We start from the raw sequence: 13,729 nt of genomic DNA on the forward strand, positions 1-13,729 counted from the left end.
GTTTCTATTTAGAAAATGAAAGACTAGGATTATTTTGGCTCTTTGTCAACTGTAGTGGATGACTTATATTAAGCATGAGAGAGAACCAGCTGCTCTCTCTTTTTTGATGTTCAAGATAAAGAAAATGCGTGTTTCTTGAAGTTAGGGAAATTACGATGGCAAACCCTTGGCGCTTGATAGCCTTGGTAAGCTTGTCGCTTGCTTTTCATTATAAGTCTATGGGGCTTTTTTGGTAGCTAGAATTTACAATAGAAGTGTAATAAAAAACGCCATAATACCTCTAATGGATTTACTCACTACAAATATTATAGAGCCAGAAATTACACAGCTTTTTTTTATAAAATAATAGTTTTTAGACGGAACTTAGAATATATGGATAGGAAATATTAGTAGGGCTCACTTTTTACAAACATCTGATTTTTTAGTTCAATGACGTTATTGGAAACTGATTTTGTCATGGTACAAAATCTGCTAACTTTATTGTAAGTACTGTAGCCTTAAAGTGCGCTATTGATGGATATCTAAATCAGAACTCAAAAAATGAGAGAAAACTGAGCTTTTTTGAGCGGTTTTCTCTCATTTTTTATGTTATTGGCTGCTGCTTTGTTATTCTGTCTCAAAAAAAGTTTGGTAAAGCGCTCGAACAGCTGCTTTTTCCTGCTCTGTCTTGATAACAAACATGACGGATACTTCACTGGATCCCTGAGAAATCATTTCCAAATTAATATGTTTCTTTGAAAAAGCTTCGGCGGCTTTAGCCGTGACACCGATATGATTTTTCATGTTTTCTCCAACAATCATGATGATGGAAAGATCTCGCTCAATTTCTACTTCGTCAACTTCGAGTTTACGGGTCAATTGTGAGATAATTTCCTGTTCTTTGATGGGTGTCAGCTCACGGCCCCTAAGAATTATAGACATATCATCAATACCGGTCGGAATATGTTCCCAGCGGATATTTAATTCTTCTAAGATTTGCAGAACTTTACGTCCAAATCCGACTTCCCTGTTCATCAGGTACTTAGAAATATTAATGCTGACAAAGTCATCGTCACCAGAAATTCCGATAACTGGAATAGTAGCTCCAGTGTGTTTCAGGACAATTTTAGTACCTGGATGGTCAGGATTATTTGTGTTTTTAATGACAAGAGGAATCTTTCCGCGGTAAGCTGGGATTAGCGCTTCATCATGCAAAACTGAGAAACCGGCGTAGGCCAATTCGCGCATTTCCCGATAAGTTAATTCGGAAATAGATTGAGGCTTATGCACTACACCCGGGTGTGCTGCAAAGATGCCATCAACATCAGTGAAATTTTCGTAAAGATCAGCTTTAACACCAGCAGCCACAATTGAACCTGTAATGTCGGAACCGCCTCGAGAAAAGGTACAAACTTGATTATCAACCGTTACACCAAAAAAGCCAGGGATAACCAAGACTTCATCACTGTCGCACAGCTCTTCCAGTTTATCATAGCTGGATGGAAGAATCCGTGCATTGCCTGGTTCACTGGTGACAGTAATACCAGCATTTTTGGGATGGACATAGCGGGCAGGAAGATCATTTTTCCTGAAATATTCAGCAACCAGTTTTGCGTTATTATCCTCTCCGGCAGCTAAAAAGGTGTCATAGAGAAAATCGTTATTGTCAATAGGCAAATTAGCCAGATCAATAATGGCCTTGGTAATTTTTTCCAGAATACCCTGTCCGAGTCCGAGCTCATCAATAATCGAACGATAGCGGTTGATAATCCAAGTTTGATCCGCGGTAACATCTTTTTCTGAAATATAAGATTTATAGTACTTAATCAGGGCATCTGTTACTTTTATATCTTGATCGTCACGTTTGCCTGGGGCAGAAACAACAACAAAACGGCGGCTGTCATCAGATTTGATAATGTTTAAAACCTTTTCAAGCTGCGCAGCAGAGGCGAGCGAGCTCCCTCCAAATTTTACGACTTTCATATGTTCTCCAAATTTCAATAAGATTATATAAATTATAGCAAAATTCAGAAAATTTGTCAGCAGTTTTTGTGGTAAAATGGTTGAAGGAAGGGGATATCATGACAGTAAAGGCAATCATTTTTGATATGGATGGGGTTCTTTTTGATACTGAAAGTTTCTATTACAGGCGGCGTGAGGTCTTCCTGAACAGCAAAGGAATTTCAATCAAGCATTTGCCGCCAGCATTTTTCATCGGCGGCAATATAAAACAGGCATGGCGGCAGATTTTAGGCAGTGATTATGATAGGTGGGATACTGAGCAGCTGCAAAAAGAATACACTGACTATAAAAACAACCATCCTCTGCCTTATAAAAATTTGATTTTTTCCGATGTTAAAGATGTTTTAGAAAGACTTCATCAGCAGGAAATTAAAATTGCTTTGGCTTCCAGTTCGACTAAGTCTGATATTTTGCTGGCTTTAAGCGAAACAGATATTTTGTCCTATTTTGAATTTGTTTTATCAGGGGAGGAGTTTCCTGAAAGTAAACCCAACCCGGAAATTTATAATGAGGCTGCGCGCCGTTTAAATATACCCAAGTCGGATATTTTAATTATTGAAGACAGTGAAAAGGGAATTGCCGCAGGTGTAGCTGCAGGTATGGAAGTCTGGGCTGTTAAAGACAGGACATTTGGTCTTAATCAGACAGCTGCCAGCCGGCTTGTTGCCAGTTTAACACAGGCAGTTGAGGATGCTTTTTAAGCTAAAGATACTAGAAAGTACTTTTTCTTTTTGAGAACTGTTTATTTTTATGATAGAATGAAATGGTTAAGAAGTTTGAGATTCAAACTATTTTGAAATGAAACAGCGGGCTTTGTCAGCCGCTTGAACATTTAGAATTAGAGATGGAGAATGAGAAAATGGATTTTAAAGAAATTCTGTACAGTGTGACTGATGGCGTAGCAACTTTAACCCTCAACCGTCCGGAGGTTTCAAATGGTTTTAATATCCCGATTTGTGAGGAAATTTTGCAAGCCATTTCTGCTGCTGCAGAAGATGAAAATGTCCAAATTTTATTAATTAATGCGAATGGGAAAGTCTTTTCAGTAGGCGGTGATTTGGTAGAGATGCAAAGAGCTGTTGATGATGATGATGTTCAGTCTCTTGTTCGTATTGCCGAGCTGGTTAATGAGATTTCCTTTTCTCTGAAACGTTTGCCTAAACCTGTTGTGATGAGCACAGATGGTGCAGTTGCTGGAGCTGCGGCTAATATGGCAGTGGCAGCAGATTTTTGTATTGCCAGTGATAAAACGCGTTTTATTCAAGCCTTTGTTAATGTTGGTCTTGCTCCCGATGCCGGAGGTCTTTTCCTCTTGACCAGAGCAATCGGGATAACTCGTGCCACACAATTGGCCATGACCGGCGAAGCACTGACTGCGGATAAGGCATTAGAGTACGGTGTTGCCTATAAAGTTTGTGAATCAGAAAAACTAGAAAAAATGACAGGACGCCTGATTACCCGTTTGAAACGCGGGTCTATCAATTCCTATAAAGCCATTAAGGAAATGGTTTGGCAGAGTTCTTTTGCCGGCTGGCAGGACTATGCAAAATTGGAATTAGATCTGCAAAAATCCCTTGCCTTTACAAACGATTTTAAAGAAGGTGTCCGCGCTTATACGGAAAAACGGCGGCCAAAATTTACAGGGAAGTAATAGTAAAAAGCAGGATAATAAACTGAAGGTACCTCAAGATAGTTACTTGAGGTGCTTTTTTTACAGAAAACATTTTTGAATTAAGCTTGCAATTTCAGTAATCTTTTGATAAACTTTGATAGTCAAAGTTTATTTTCGTATAGGAGGTGGCAGATTGGATTATAATCAAATTAATTCTTACTTAGTTGATATTTTTAATAAAATCATGATTATTGAAGAGATGAGTTTGAAAACGAGTCAATTCAAAGATGTATCTCTAAAAGAGATGCATACGGTAGATATTATTGGAAAAAATACCAATGTGACACCGAGTGACATTGCCCATGAGCTGCTGGTAACTTTGGGAACTGTCACGACCAGCTTAAATAAACTTGAAAAAAAGGGTTATATTGAACGGACACGTTCTCAGTTAGACAGGCGTGTTGTTTATTTGACTCTGACACAAAAAGGCAGACTGCTTTATCGTTTACATAATAGATTTCACAAGAATGTTGTCAATCGCATTACGAAAGACATGGATACGACAGAGCTGGGTGCTTTAGAGAAGGGACTGAGTAACCTTCATCAATTTCTTGAGGGGTTGGTTTAATGGCTTTTGCAAAGATTAGTCAAGCAGCATATTATGTGCCTTCACAGGTTGTGACCAATGATGACCTGTCCAAAATAATGGATACCAGCGATGAATGGATTGCCAGTCGGACAGGTATCAAAGAGCGCCGTATCAGTCAAACAGAAGATACCGGTGATTTGGCCAGCCGGGTTGCTGAGCAGCTCTTGCAAAAGGCAGCATTAAAGGCAGAGGAGATAGATTTTATCATTGTTGCTACAATTACTCCGGATTCGATGATGCCTTCTACTGCTGCCCGTGTTCAGGCAGCTATTGGTGCTGTTAATGCCTTTGCTTTTGATCTGACAGCAGCCTGCAGTGGTTTTATTTTTGCTCTGTCAGTGGCTGAAAAGCTGATTAAGTCTGGTCAGTATCGAAAAGGCTTGGTTATTGGTGCGGAAGTATTGTCTAAAACGATTGATTGGACAGATCGAGCTACAGCTGTTCTCTTTGGGGATGGTGCCGGCGGTGTCCTTTTAGAGGCTGATTCTTCAGAACATTTTTTGGCTGAATCTATTCATTCAGATGGACGTCGCGGTGAGAGCTTAACCTCAGGAAATCATGCTATTTCATCACCTTTCTCGCAGGAAAGTGAGGAAGATAAGGGCTTTTTGAAAATGGATGGCCGGGCAATTTTTGATTTTGCTATTCGAGATGTGTCAAAAAGTATTTCAGCTTTGATTGAGCAATCGGGCTTCTTAGCAGATGATATTGATTGTTTCCTGCTGCATCAAGCTAATATCCGTATTTTGGATAAGATGGCTAAAAAAATTAATGCTGACAGAGAAAAGTTTCCTGCTAATATGATGAGCTATGGCAATACCAGTGCTGCCAGCATTCCAATTTTATTAGCTGAATGTGTCGAAAATGGAACCATAACCTTTGATGGTTCGCAGACTGTCCTCCTCAGCGGCTTTGGCGGAGGTTTGACATGGGGCAGTTTAATTGTTAAAATCTAGTTATACATTTTGTGCCTGGCACAGTATATAAAAAATATTTCTTAATAAAGGAGAAAAACATGGCAGTATTTGAAAAAGTACAAGAAATTATCGTTGAGGAACTTGGAAAAGATGCAGAAGAAGTTAAATTAGAAACAACTTTTGATGAACTTGATGCAGATTCTTTGGATGTCTTCCAAGTTATTTCTGAAATTGAAGATGAATTTGATATTCAAATTGAATCTGAAGAAGGTCTTCAAACAGTTGGTGATTTAGTTGCTTTTGTTGAAGAAAAAACAAAATAAATAGTATTTTGAGAGTATTCTTATAAGAATATTCTTTCTTCTTATTGTGATAGTTTGACTGTCAAATTATTGAGTAAAAAGCTTAGAAAGTTTGTATAAAAATGAAAACGCGTATTACAGAATTATTAGATATAAAATATCCTATTTTTCAAGGAGGAATGGCTTGGGTAGCTGATGGTGACTTGGCAGCAGCTGTATCGAAAGCTGGCGGTCTGGGCATTATTGGCGGCGGAAATGCACCTAAGGAAGTTGTCAAGGCTAATATTGACAAGATTAAAGCTGTTACAGATAAGCCTTTTGGAGTCAATATCATGCTTTTGTCTCCTTTTGCAGATGACATTGTTGATCTGGTTATTGAAGAAGGTGTTAAAGTTGTAACAACTGGTGCGGGTAATCCAGGAAAATACATGGAACGTTTCCACGATGCAGGAATTACTGTTATTCCAGTTGTTCCTAGTGTAGCTCTTGCCAGACGTATGGAAAAATTGGGTGCCGATGCTGTGATTGCCGAAGGTATGGAAGCCGGCGGTCATATCGGTAAATTAACAACGATGACTCTGGTGCGCCAAGTTGTAGATGCTGTTGATATTCCAGTTATCGGAGCCGGCGGCGTTGCTGACGGACGCGGGGCAGCAGCTGTGTTCATGCTGGGAGCTGAAGCTGTTCAGGTTGGAACACGTTTTGTCGTTGCTAAAGAGTCCAATGCCCATCAAAACTTTAAAAATAAGATTTTAAAAGCCAAAGATATTGACACTGTTGTATCAGCTTCAGTAGTCGGTCATCCGGTCCGTGCTATCAAAAATAAACTGTCTTCTGAGTACAGTCAGGCCGAGAAAGATTTCTTAGCTGGGAAAAAATCAGCTCAGGAAATTGAAGAATTGGGAGCCGGTGCTCTGCGCAATGCCGTTGTTGACGGAGATGTAGATAATGGTTCTGTTATGGCGGGGCAAATTGCAGGTTTTGTGAGCAAAGAAGAAACCTGTGAAGAAATCTTAAAAGATCTCTATTACGGAGCAGCAGAAGTAATAAAAGCTGAAGCAGCACGTTGGGCAGATGTGAAATAATCCTTACTGGTGATTATAGTAAAAGACAACATAGAAAGGAATTAAATCCGGTCGGAGAGCGAAAAAAAGCACAGCTGCCTGAACCTTAGCTGCGCTGCATTGCAGATGCTTGGGAATTGCAGTTCCTAAAATGGCTTATTTCTCTTGCTTTCCAGCCGACTTTGATATCTTAGTTATGACTAAAACAGCATTTTTATTTGCCGGTCAGGGTGCTCAAAAACTTGGCATGGCAAGGGATTTATATGAAACTTATCCAGTCGTCAAAGAGACTTTTCAAAGGGCTGAATCAGTTTTAGGCTATGATGTGCGTGCTTTGATTGATAATGAGGAAGAAAAGCTGAATCAAACACGTTATACGCAGCCTGCAATTTTAACAACCTCGGTAGCCATTTATCGCCTTCTAAAAGAAAAAGGCTGCCAGCCTGACATCGTAGCTGGACTTTCTCTGGGAGAATATTCAGCGCTTGTTGCAGCCGGAGCCATTTCCTTTGAAGATACGCTGAGTTTAGTCGCTAAGCGTGGGGAATTCATGGAAACAGCGGCACCAGCAGGTAGTGGACGGATGGTTGCTGTCATGAACACTGACCCCCAAGTGATTGAAGATGTGTGCCGGCAGGCAAGCACTAAAGGCATTGTAACACCGGCTAATTACAATACACCGGCTCAGATTGTTATCGGCGGTGAAGCTGCTGCGGTTGATTATGCTGTAGAATTGCTAAAAGAAGCTGGCAGCAAGCGCCTGATTCCTCTTAAGGTTTCCGGGCCTTTCCATACTGCGCTGTTAGAGCCGGCCAGCCAAAAATTAGCAGAAGTTTTAGAAACTGTTAACTTCTCCGATTTTGACATTCCCTTAGTCGGCAACACCAAAGCTGAGATCATGCAAAAAAATGAGATTAAAAGCTTGCTTGCCCGTCAGGTTAAAGAGCCTGTGCGTTTTTATGACTCTATTGCGGTTATGCAGGAGTTTGGCGTGGATCGCTATATCGAAGTCGGTCCCGGTAAGGTCTTAAGCGGCTTTATGAAAAAAATTGATAAATCTGCTAAGGTTTCAGCTGTTGAAGACTTATCAAGTCTGCAAGCCCTTTTAGAGAATTAGAAAGGTAACTACAGAAATGGAAATTAAAAATAAAAATGTGTTTATTACAGGCTCAACTCGAGGTATCGGGCTGGCGATTGCGCATAAATTTGCCCAAGCAGGAGCCAATGTTGTCTTGAACGGCCGTTCAGAGATTTCGGAAGAATTAATGGCTGAATTTAAGGATTACGGAGTTGCTGTCGCAGCTGTTTCAGGAGATGTGTCGCATTTTGACGATGCCAAACGTATGGTTGATGAGGCGGTCGAAGCACTGGGCAGTGTTGATATCTTGGTTAATAATGCAGGTATTACCAATGATAAGCTGATGTTGAAAATGACAGAAGAGGATTTTGAAAAAGTTCTGAAAGTCAATTTAACTGGCAGCTTTAATATGACAAAATCTGTTTTGAAAGCGATGACCAAGGCCCGTCAGGGTGCCATCATTAATATGTCCAGTGTTGTCGGACTTGCCGGCAATGTTGGTCAGGCTAATTATGCAGCTTCCAAGGCTGGCTTGATTGGCTTTACGAAATCTGTTGCCCGTGAAGCAGCAGCAAGAAATGTGCGCGTCAATGCAATCGCGCCGGGCTTTATTGAGTCTGACATGACAGATCGCATTCCTGATAAAATGAAAGATACTATGCTGAATCAAATTCCGATGAAAAGGTTTGGAACGACTGACAATGTAGCTGAAGTTGCACTCTTTTTGGCTCAGCAAGATTATCTGACAGGTCAGGTTATTGCCATTGACGGCGGCATGACCATGCAATCGTAATTGATAAGCTAACTAAATTTCCCCCAATAAAGGAGAACAACATGACATTACAAAGAGTTGTCGTAACTGGTTACGGCGTTACTTCACCAATAGGACATACGCCAGAAGAATTTTGGAACAGTCTTCGTAACGGAAAAATTGGGATCAAACCCATCACTAAATTTGATGCTTCAGAAATTCCGGTTTTCAATGCCGGAGAAATCCAAGATTTTCCATTTGACAAGTATTTTGTGAAAAAAGACAGAAATAGAATGGATGACTATTCTCTTTATGCCATCTATGCTGCTATGGAGGCTTTGGAAAATTCTGCGCTTGATATGGCGAAAACAATTCGTGACCGTGTCGGTGTCATCGTATCATCAGGTATTGGCGGTCTGCAAGAATTAGAAGATCAAATCATTCGCATGCATGAACGCGGTATGAAACGTATTAAGCCCATGTTTATTCCTAAAGCTCTGTCAAATATGGGTGCCGGCAACATTGCTCTTAAGATTGGTGCTCAAGGGGTATGTAAGTCTATTACAACTGCCTGTGCATCAGCTAATGATGCTATCGGAGAAGCCTTTCGTGAAATTAAACACGGTTTTCAGGATGTTGTCTTAGCTGGCGGTTCAGAAGCTTCTATTACCCAGATTGGTATCGGTGGTTTCAACGCTCTTACAGCTCTGTCTACAACAGAAGATCCCGCTCGCTCTGCTATTCCATTTGACAAAGATCGCAATGGCTTTGTCATGGGAGAAGGGGCAGGCGTGCTGGTTCTTGAAAGCTTAGAGCATGCCCAAAAACGCGGTGCAGCTATTTTGGCTGAGGTTGTTGGATATGGCAGCAACTGTGACGCCTATCATATGACAACGCCAAGACCGGATGGTTCTGGTGCCGCTAAAGCAATGAAGCTAGCTATTCAAGAAGCTGGCATTGAACCTGAGCAGGTCGGTTATGTCAATGCTCACGGAACATCAACCCAAGCCAATGAAAAGGGTGAAAGTCAGGCCATTGTTGCTGTCTTAGGAAAAGATGTCCCAGTATCATCTACGAAGTCCTTCACAGGTCACCTTCTGGGTGCAGCGGGTGCTGTAGAAGCAATCGCAACACTCGAAGCGATACGTCACAGCTACCTGCCTATGACGGCCGGCACTAAGGAAGTATCAGAAGATATTGAAGCTGACGTCATTATGGGTGAGGGCCGTGAGGTAGCAGTTGACTATGCAATTTCTAATACCTTTGGATTTGGCGGGCACAATGCTGTTCTTGCTTTCAAACGCTGGGAGGCTTAATTCATGAATATTTCAGAAATCAAAGATTTGATGAGTCAGTTTGATAGTTCCAGTCTTCGTGAATTTTCCTATAATAACAACGGTGAGGCCCTTGTTTTCAGCAAAAATGAGTCGGCTGCAGCAGTTTCTGCTGCTGCGATTGAAGCAGCTGTTCCAGCCGCCGCGGTTTCAACCCCAGCTCCTCAGCCTCAAGCAGCAGAAGTTTCAGCTCCTCTTGCTGACCAAGCAGAAGTGACTGCTGAGGGCGATATTGTTGAAAGTCCCTTGGTTGGAGTAGCTTACCTTGCTCCGGCTCCCGACAAACCAGCCTTTGTTTCTGTTGGCGATCAAGTCAAAAAGGGTCAGACACTGCTTATCATTGAAGCCATGAAAGTGATGAATGAAGTGCCGGCACCAAAAGACGGTACTGTTACAGAAATTTTAGTAGCAAACGAAGAAGTGGTTGAATTTGGAAAAGGACTGGTACGCATCAGATGATTGATATTAATAAAATTCGTGAGGCACTTCCTCACCGTTACCCTATGTTATTAGTTGATCGTGTTCTTGAAGTCAGTGATGATGAAATTGTTGCAATTAAGAATGTGACCATCAATGAGCCCTTCTTCAACGGTCATTTTCCCCAATATCCTGTCATGCCGGGTGTTCTGATTATGGAAGCCCTGGCACAGACTGCGGGAGTCCTTGAATTATCAAAAGAAGAGAATAAGGGAAAACTTGTTTTTTACGCAGGCATGGACAAGGTGAAGTTTAAAAAGCAGGTTGTTCCCGGTGATCAGCTTGTCATGACGGCTAAGTTTGTTAAGCGCCGCGGGACGATTGCTGTAGTTGAAGCAAAAGCAGAAGTAGACGGAAAACTGGCTGCAAGCGGAACGTTGACGTTTGCATTAGGGAATTAACAAATTAAAACCTTAGGAGAAATGCATCATCATGTTTAAGAAAATTTTGATTGCCAATCGTGGTGAAATTGCTGTGCGTATTATCCGCGCAGCCAGAGAATTAGGAATTGCGACTGTTGCAGTCTATTCGGAAGCAGATAAAGATTCGCTTCACACCCTCTTAGCAGATGAGGCTGTGTGTATTGGACCGGCTAAATCAACAGATTCTTATCTTAATATGAATGCTGTTTTGTCGGCAGCCATTGTAACTGGTGCTGAAGCCATTCATCCAGGTTTTGGTTTTTTAAGTGAAAATTCTAAGTTTGCAACCATGTGTGAAGAGATGCGGATTAAATTTATCGGTCCGGCAGCTGCTGTTATGGATAAAATGGGAGATAAAATTAATGCGCGTGCTGAAATGATAAGAGCCGAAGTTCCTGTTATTCCAGGTTCTGACGGTGAGGTTTTTACGGCTGAAGAGGCTTTGAAAACTGCCGATAAAATTGGCTATCCGGTTATGCTGAAGGCTTCTGCCGGCGGCGGTGGCAAGGGTATTCGTAAGGTTGATAAAGAAGAAGACCTGACAGCAGCCTTTGAATCGGCTTCTCAGGAAGCTTTGGCAGCTTTTGGCAATGGTGCCATGTACTTGGAAAAGGTTATCTACCCAGCTCGCCACATTGAAGTGCAGATTTTGGGAGATTCTTTCGGTCATGTTATTCACCTGGGAGAGCGTGACTGCTCACTTCAGCGTAATAATCAAAAAGTTCTGGAAGAAAGCCCTTCTATTGCAATCGGTAAGACTCTGCGTGGCAAGATGGGAGATGCTGCTGTCCGGGCGGCGAAGGCCGTCGAATATGAGAACGCCGGCACAATTGAATTCCTTTTGGATGAAGCTTCGGGACAGTTTTATTTCATGGAAATGAATACACGTGTTCAAGTTGAACATCCAGTAACAGAATTCGTTACCGGTGTTGATATTGTGAAGGATCAGATTCGGATTGCTGCAGGTCAGGAATTAGCCTATCAGCAAGAGGATATTCAGATTTCCGGCCATGCGATTGAATGCCGGATTAATGCTGAAAATCCTAAATTTAATTTCGCTCCCAGTCCGGGCAAGGTTAGCGAGCTTTTTCTGCCGAGCGGAGGTGTTGGGCTGCGTGTGGACAGTGCGATGTATAATAACTACACCATCCCGCCTTACTATGACAGCATGATTGCCAAAATTATTGTTCACGGTGAAAATCGCTTTGATGCTCTGATGAAGATGCAGCGTGCTCTCTATGAGTTTGAAGTAACTGGTGTTGTGACGAATGCTGAATTTCAGCTTGATTTAATTTCTAATGCAAATGTTATTGCTGGTGATTATGATACCTCCTTTTTGATGGAGACTTTTTTGCCAGCCTATACAGAGGATAAAGAATAGGTGTTGATATGGCTTTATTTGAAAGAAAAAATAAGTATATCCGTATAAATCCTCAGCGATTCGTTAAAGGGACAGAACCTCGGGAAACACCGGAAGTTCCAGATGAACTCTTTGCTAAGTGCCCGGCTTGCAAACACATGATTTATCAAAAAGATCTTGGTTTAGCCAAAATCTGTCCCAAGTGCTCTTATAATTTTCGTATCTCAGCTCAGGAACGCTTAGCGATTACGGTTGATGAGGGTTCTTTTCAAGAAATGTTTACAGGCATTAAAACAAAAGATCCCCTCGATTTTCCTGACTATAAGGAAAAATTGGCGGCAGCCCAAGCTAAAACCGGTCTTGATGAAGCTGTCATGACAGGGACAGCTGCCTTTGCTGGGCAAAAAGCAGCTCTTGCTATCATGGACTCTCATTTTATTATGGCTTCAATGGGAACGGTTGTTGGTGAGAAAATTACTCGTCTTTTCGAATATGCCAGAGCAGAGCATCTGCCGGTTGTCATTTTTACAGCCTCAGGCGGTGCCCGCATGCAAGAGGGTATTATGAGTCTGATGCAAATGGCTAAGATTTCAGCGGCGGTAAAACGCCATTCCAATGAAGGTCTTTTTTACTTAACGGTGCTGACAGATCCTACAACCGGCGGTGTGACAGCCAGTTTTGCCATGGAAGGTGATATTATTTTAGCGGAACCTCAGACTTTGGTTGGCTTTGCCGGCCGTCGTGTTATCGAAACGACTGTTCGTGAAACCTTGCCTGAAGGATTCCAAAAAGCTGAGTTTCTTTTGGAACATGGTTTTATTGATGCCATTGTTAAGAGAACGGATTTGAAGGAAACAATTGCTAAATTGCTTGCATTTCATGGAGGTGGCAAATGAGTGATGTGTCAAGAATACTCAAAGAAGCTCGCAATCAGGCACGTCTAACGACTTTAGATTATGCAGAGCAGATCTTTGATGACTTTATGGAATTGCATGGCGACCGCCATTTTGCAGATGATGGAGCAATCGTTGGAGGAATTGGTCTTTTGGATGGGAAACCAGTTACTGTAATCGGTGTCCAAAAGGGAAAAAACTTACAGGATAATCTTAATCGTAATTTTGGCCAGCCGAATCCGGAAGGCTACCGTAAGGCTCTGCGCTTGATGAAACAGGCGGAAAAATTCAAAAGGCCTGTGGTTACTCTGATTAACACAGCAGGAGCCTATCCGGGTGTTGGAGCAGAAGAAAGAGGGCAGGGAGAAGCAATTGCCCGCAATTTATTGGAAATGAGCGACCTTAAGGTGCCCATTATCGCTATTATTATTGGTGAAGGCGGATCAGGCGGAGCCTTAGCCTTAGCTGTTGCAGATAGGGTTTGGATGCTTGAACATACCATGTATGCTGTGCTCAGTCCAGAAGGTTTTGCCTCTATCCTTTGGAAAGACGGCAGTCGTTCTGTTGAAGCTGCTGAATTGATGAAAATTACAGCAGGAGAGCTTCTTAAAATGGGAGTTATTGATAAGGTTATTCCTGAACACGGTTATTTTTCAAGTGAAATTGTTCAAATGATGAAGACAAATTTAATGGAAGAACTAAGGAAGCTTGAACAGCTGGATGTAGCTGATTTGTTGGAAGAACGTTACCAGCGTTTTAGAAAATATTAACGATTAATCTCATCTTAAGGTGAGATTTTTCTATTTTTTTAAAAGAGATTTTCATCTAAGAAAAGTTCTTACAGATATGATATAATTAAGGGATAAGGA

General features: G+C 41.6%; 15 protein-coding genes. 14 read left to right on the forward strand and 1 reads right to left on the reverse strand.

Annotated features, from left to right (window positions below):
• Positions 1 to 606 precede the first annotated feature (606 nt).
• A complete protein-coding gene (locus SRA_RS01955) occupies positions 607 to 1,962 on the reverse strand; it encodes an aspartate kinase (RefSeq protein ID WP_003087012.1) in 1,356 nt (451 codons plus the stop codon).
• Positions 1,963 to 2,060: 98 nt separating this feature from the next.
• Here SRA_RS01955 and SRA_RS01960 point away from each other — a divergent pair, with 98 nt between their 5' ends.
• The 14 genes from SRA_RS01960 to SRA_RS02025 all read left to right on the forward strand — a co-directional run bounded on the left by SRA_RS01960 (position 2,061) and on the right by SRA_RS02025 (position 13,630).
• On the forward strand, positions 2,061 to 2,702 hold the full coding sequence (locus SRA_RS01960; protein WP_003087013.1) for an HAD family hydrolase: 642 nt from the start codon (positions 2,061 to 2,063) through the stop codon (positions 2,700 to 2,702).
• Positions 2,703 to 2,860: 158 nt separating this feature from the next.
• Positions 2,861 to 3,652 carry an enoyl-CoA hydratase gene (locus SRA_RS01965; protein ID WP_003087014.1) on the forward strand — a complete coding sequence of 264 codons (792 nt, stop codon included), beginning with the start codon at positions 2,861 to 2,863 and terminating at the stop codon, positions 3,650 to 3,652.
• 154 nt (positions 3,653 to 3,806) lie between these two features.
• Positions 3,807 to 4,241, forward strand: a complete 435-nt coding sequence (gene fabT, locus SRA_RS01970; RefSeq protein WP_003087015.1) for a fatty acid biosynthesis transcriptional regulator FabT — start codon at positions 3,807 to 3,809, stop codon at positions 4,239 to 4,241.
• Complete coding sequence (locus tag SRA_RS01975) at positions 4,241 to 5,218, forward strand: beta-ketoacyl-ACP synthase III (protein ID WP_003087017.1); 978 nt, start codon at positions 4,241 to 4,243, stop codon at positions 5,216 to 5,218. The genes fabT and SRA_RS01975 overlap by 1 nt, the downstream gene beginning before the upstream one ends.
• A gap of 59 nt (positions 5,219 to 5,277) precedes the next feature.
• On the forward strand, positions 5,278 to 5,502 hold the full coding sequence (locus SRA_RS01980; RefSeq protein WP_003087018.1) for an acyl carrier protein: 225 nt from the start codon (positions 5,278 to 5,280) through the stop codon (positions 5,500 to 5,502).
• A gap of 101 nt (positions 5,503 to 5,603) precedes the next feature.
• Complete coding sequence (fabK, locus tag SRA_RS01985; RefSeq protein ID WP_003087021.1) at positions 5,604 to 6,566, forward strand: enoyl-[acyl-carrier-protein] reductase FabK; 963 nt, start codon at positions 5,604 to 5,606, stop codon at positions 6,564 to 6,566.
• A gap of 175 nt (positions 6,567 to 6,741) precedes the next feature.
• A complete protein-coding gene (fabD, locus tag SRA_RS01990) occupies positions 6,742 to 7,662 on the forward strand; it encodes an ACP S-malonyltransferase (protein WP_003087023.1) in 921 nt (306 codons plus the stop codon).
• A 16-nt stretch (positions 7,663 to 7,678) separates the two neighbouring features.
• Positions 7,679 to 8,416 (forward strand): 3-oxoacyl-[acyl-carrier-protein] reductase, encoded by a 738-nt coding sequence (gene fabG, locus SRA_RS01995; RefSeq protein ID WP_003087024.1) that lies wholly within the window; start codon positions 7,679 to 7,681, stop codon positions 8,414 to 8,416.
• 41 nt (positions 8,417 to 8,457) lie between these two features.
• A complete protein-coding gene (gene fabF, locus SRA_RS02000; protein ID WP_003087026.1) occupies positions 8,458 to 9,690 on the forward strand; it encodes a beta-ketoacyl-ACP synthase II in 1,233 nt (410 codons plus the stop codon).
• Positions 9,691 to 9,693: 3 nt separating this feature from the next.
• Positions 9,694 to 10,167: an acetyl-CoA carboxylase biotin carboxyl carrier protein gene (accB, locus tag SRA_RS02005; RefSeq protein ID WP_003087028.1), complete on the forward strand. Its 474-nt coding sequence runs from the start codon at positions 9,694 to 9,696 to the stop codon at positions 10,165 to 10,167.
• Positions 10,164 to 10,586: a 3-hydroxyacyl-ACP dehydratase FabZ gene (gene fabZ / locus SRA_RS02010; protein WP_003087030.1), complete on the forward strand. Its 423-nt coding sequence runs from the start codon at positions 10,164 to 10,166 to the stop codon at positions 10,584 to 10,586. Before accB ends, fabZ begins: the two co-directional genes overlap by 4 nt.
• A 31-nt stretch (positions 10,587 to 10,617) precedes the next feature.
• On the forward strand, positions 10,618 to 11,988 hold the full coding sequence (accC, locus tag SRA_RS02015; protein ID WP_003087032.1) for an acetyl-CoA carboxylase biotin carboxylase subunit: 1,371 nt from the start codon (positions 10,618 to 10,620) through the stop codon (positions 11,986 to 11,988).
• An 8-nt stretch (positions 11,989 to 11,996) separates the two neighbouring features.
• Positions 11,997 to 12,863, forward strand: coding sequence for an acetyl-CoA carboxylase, carboxyltransferase subunit beta (gene accD, locus SRA_RS02020; protein WP_003087033.1), 867 nt, complete (start codon positions 11,997 to 11,999; stop codon positions 12,861 to 12,863).
• A complete protein-coding gene (locus SRA_RS02025) occupies positions 12,860 to 13,630 on the forward strand; it encodes an acetyl-CoA carboxylase carboxyl transferase subunit alpha (RefSeq protein ID WP_003087035.1) in 771 nt (256 codons plus the stop codon). Before accD ends, SRA_RS02025 begins: the two co-directional genes overlap by 4 nt.
• The last annotated feature ends 99 nt before the right edge of the window (positions 13,631 to 13,729 follow it).

Source organism: Streptococcus ratti FA-1 = DSM 20564 (assembly GCF_000286075.1).
Classification (GTDB): Bacteria; Bacillota; Bacilli; order Lactobacillales; family Streptococcaceae; genus Streptococcus; species Streptococcus ratti.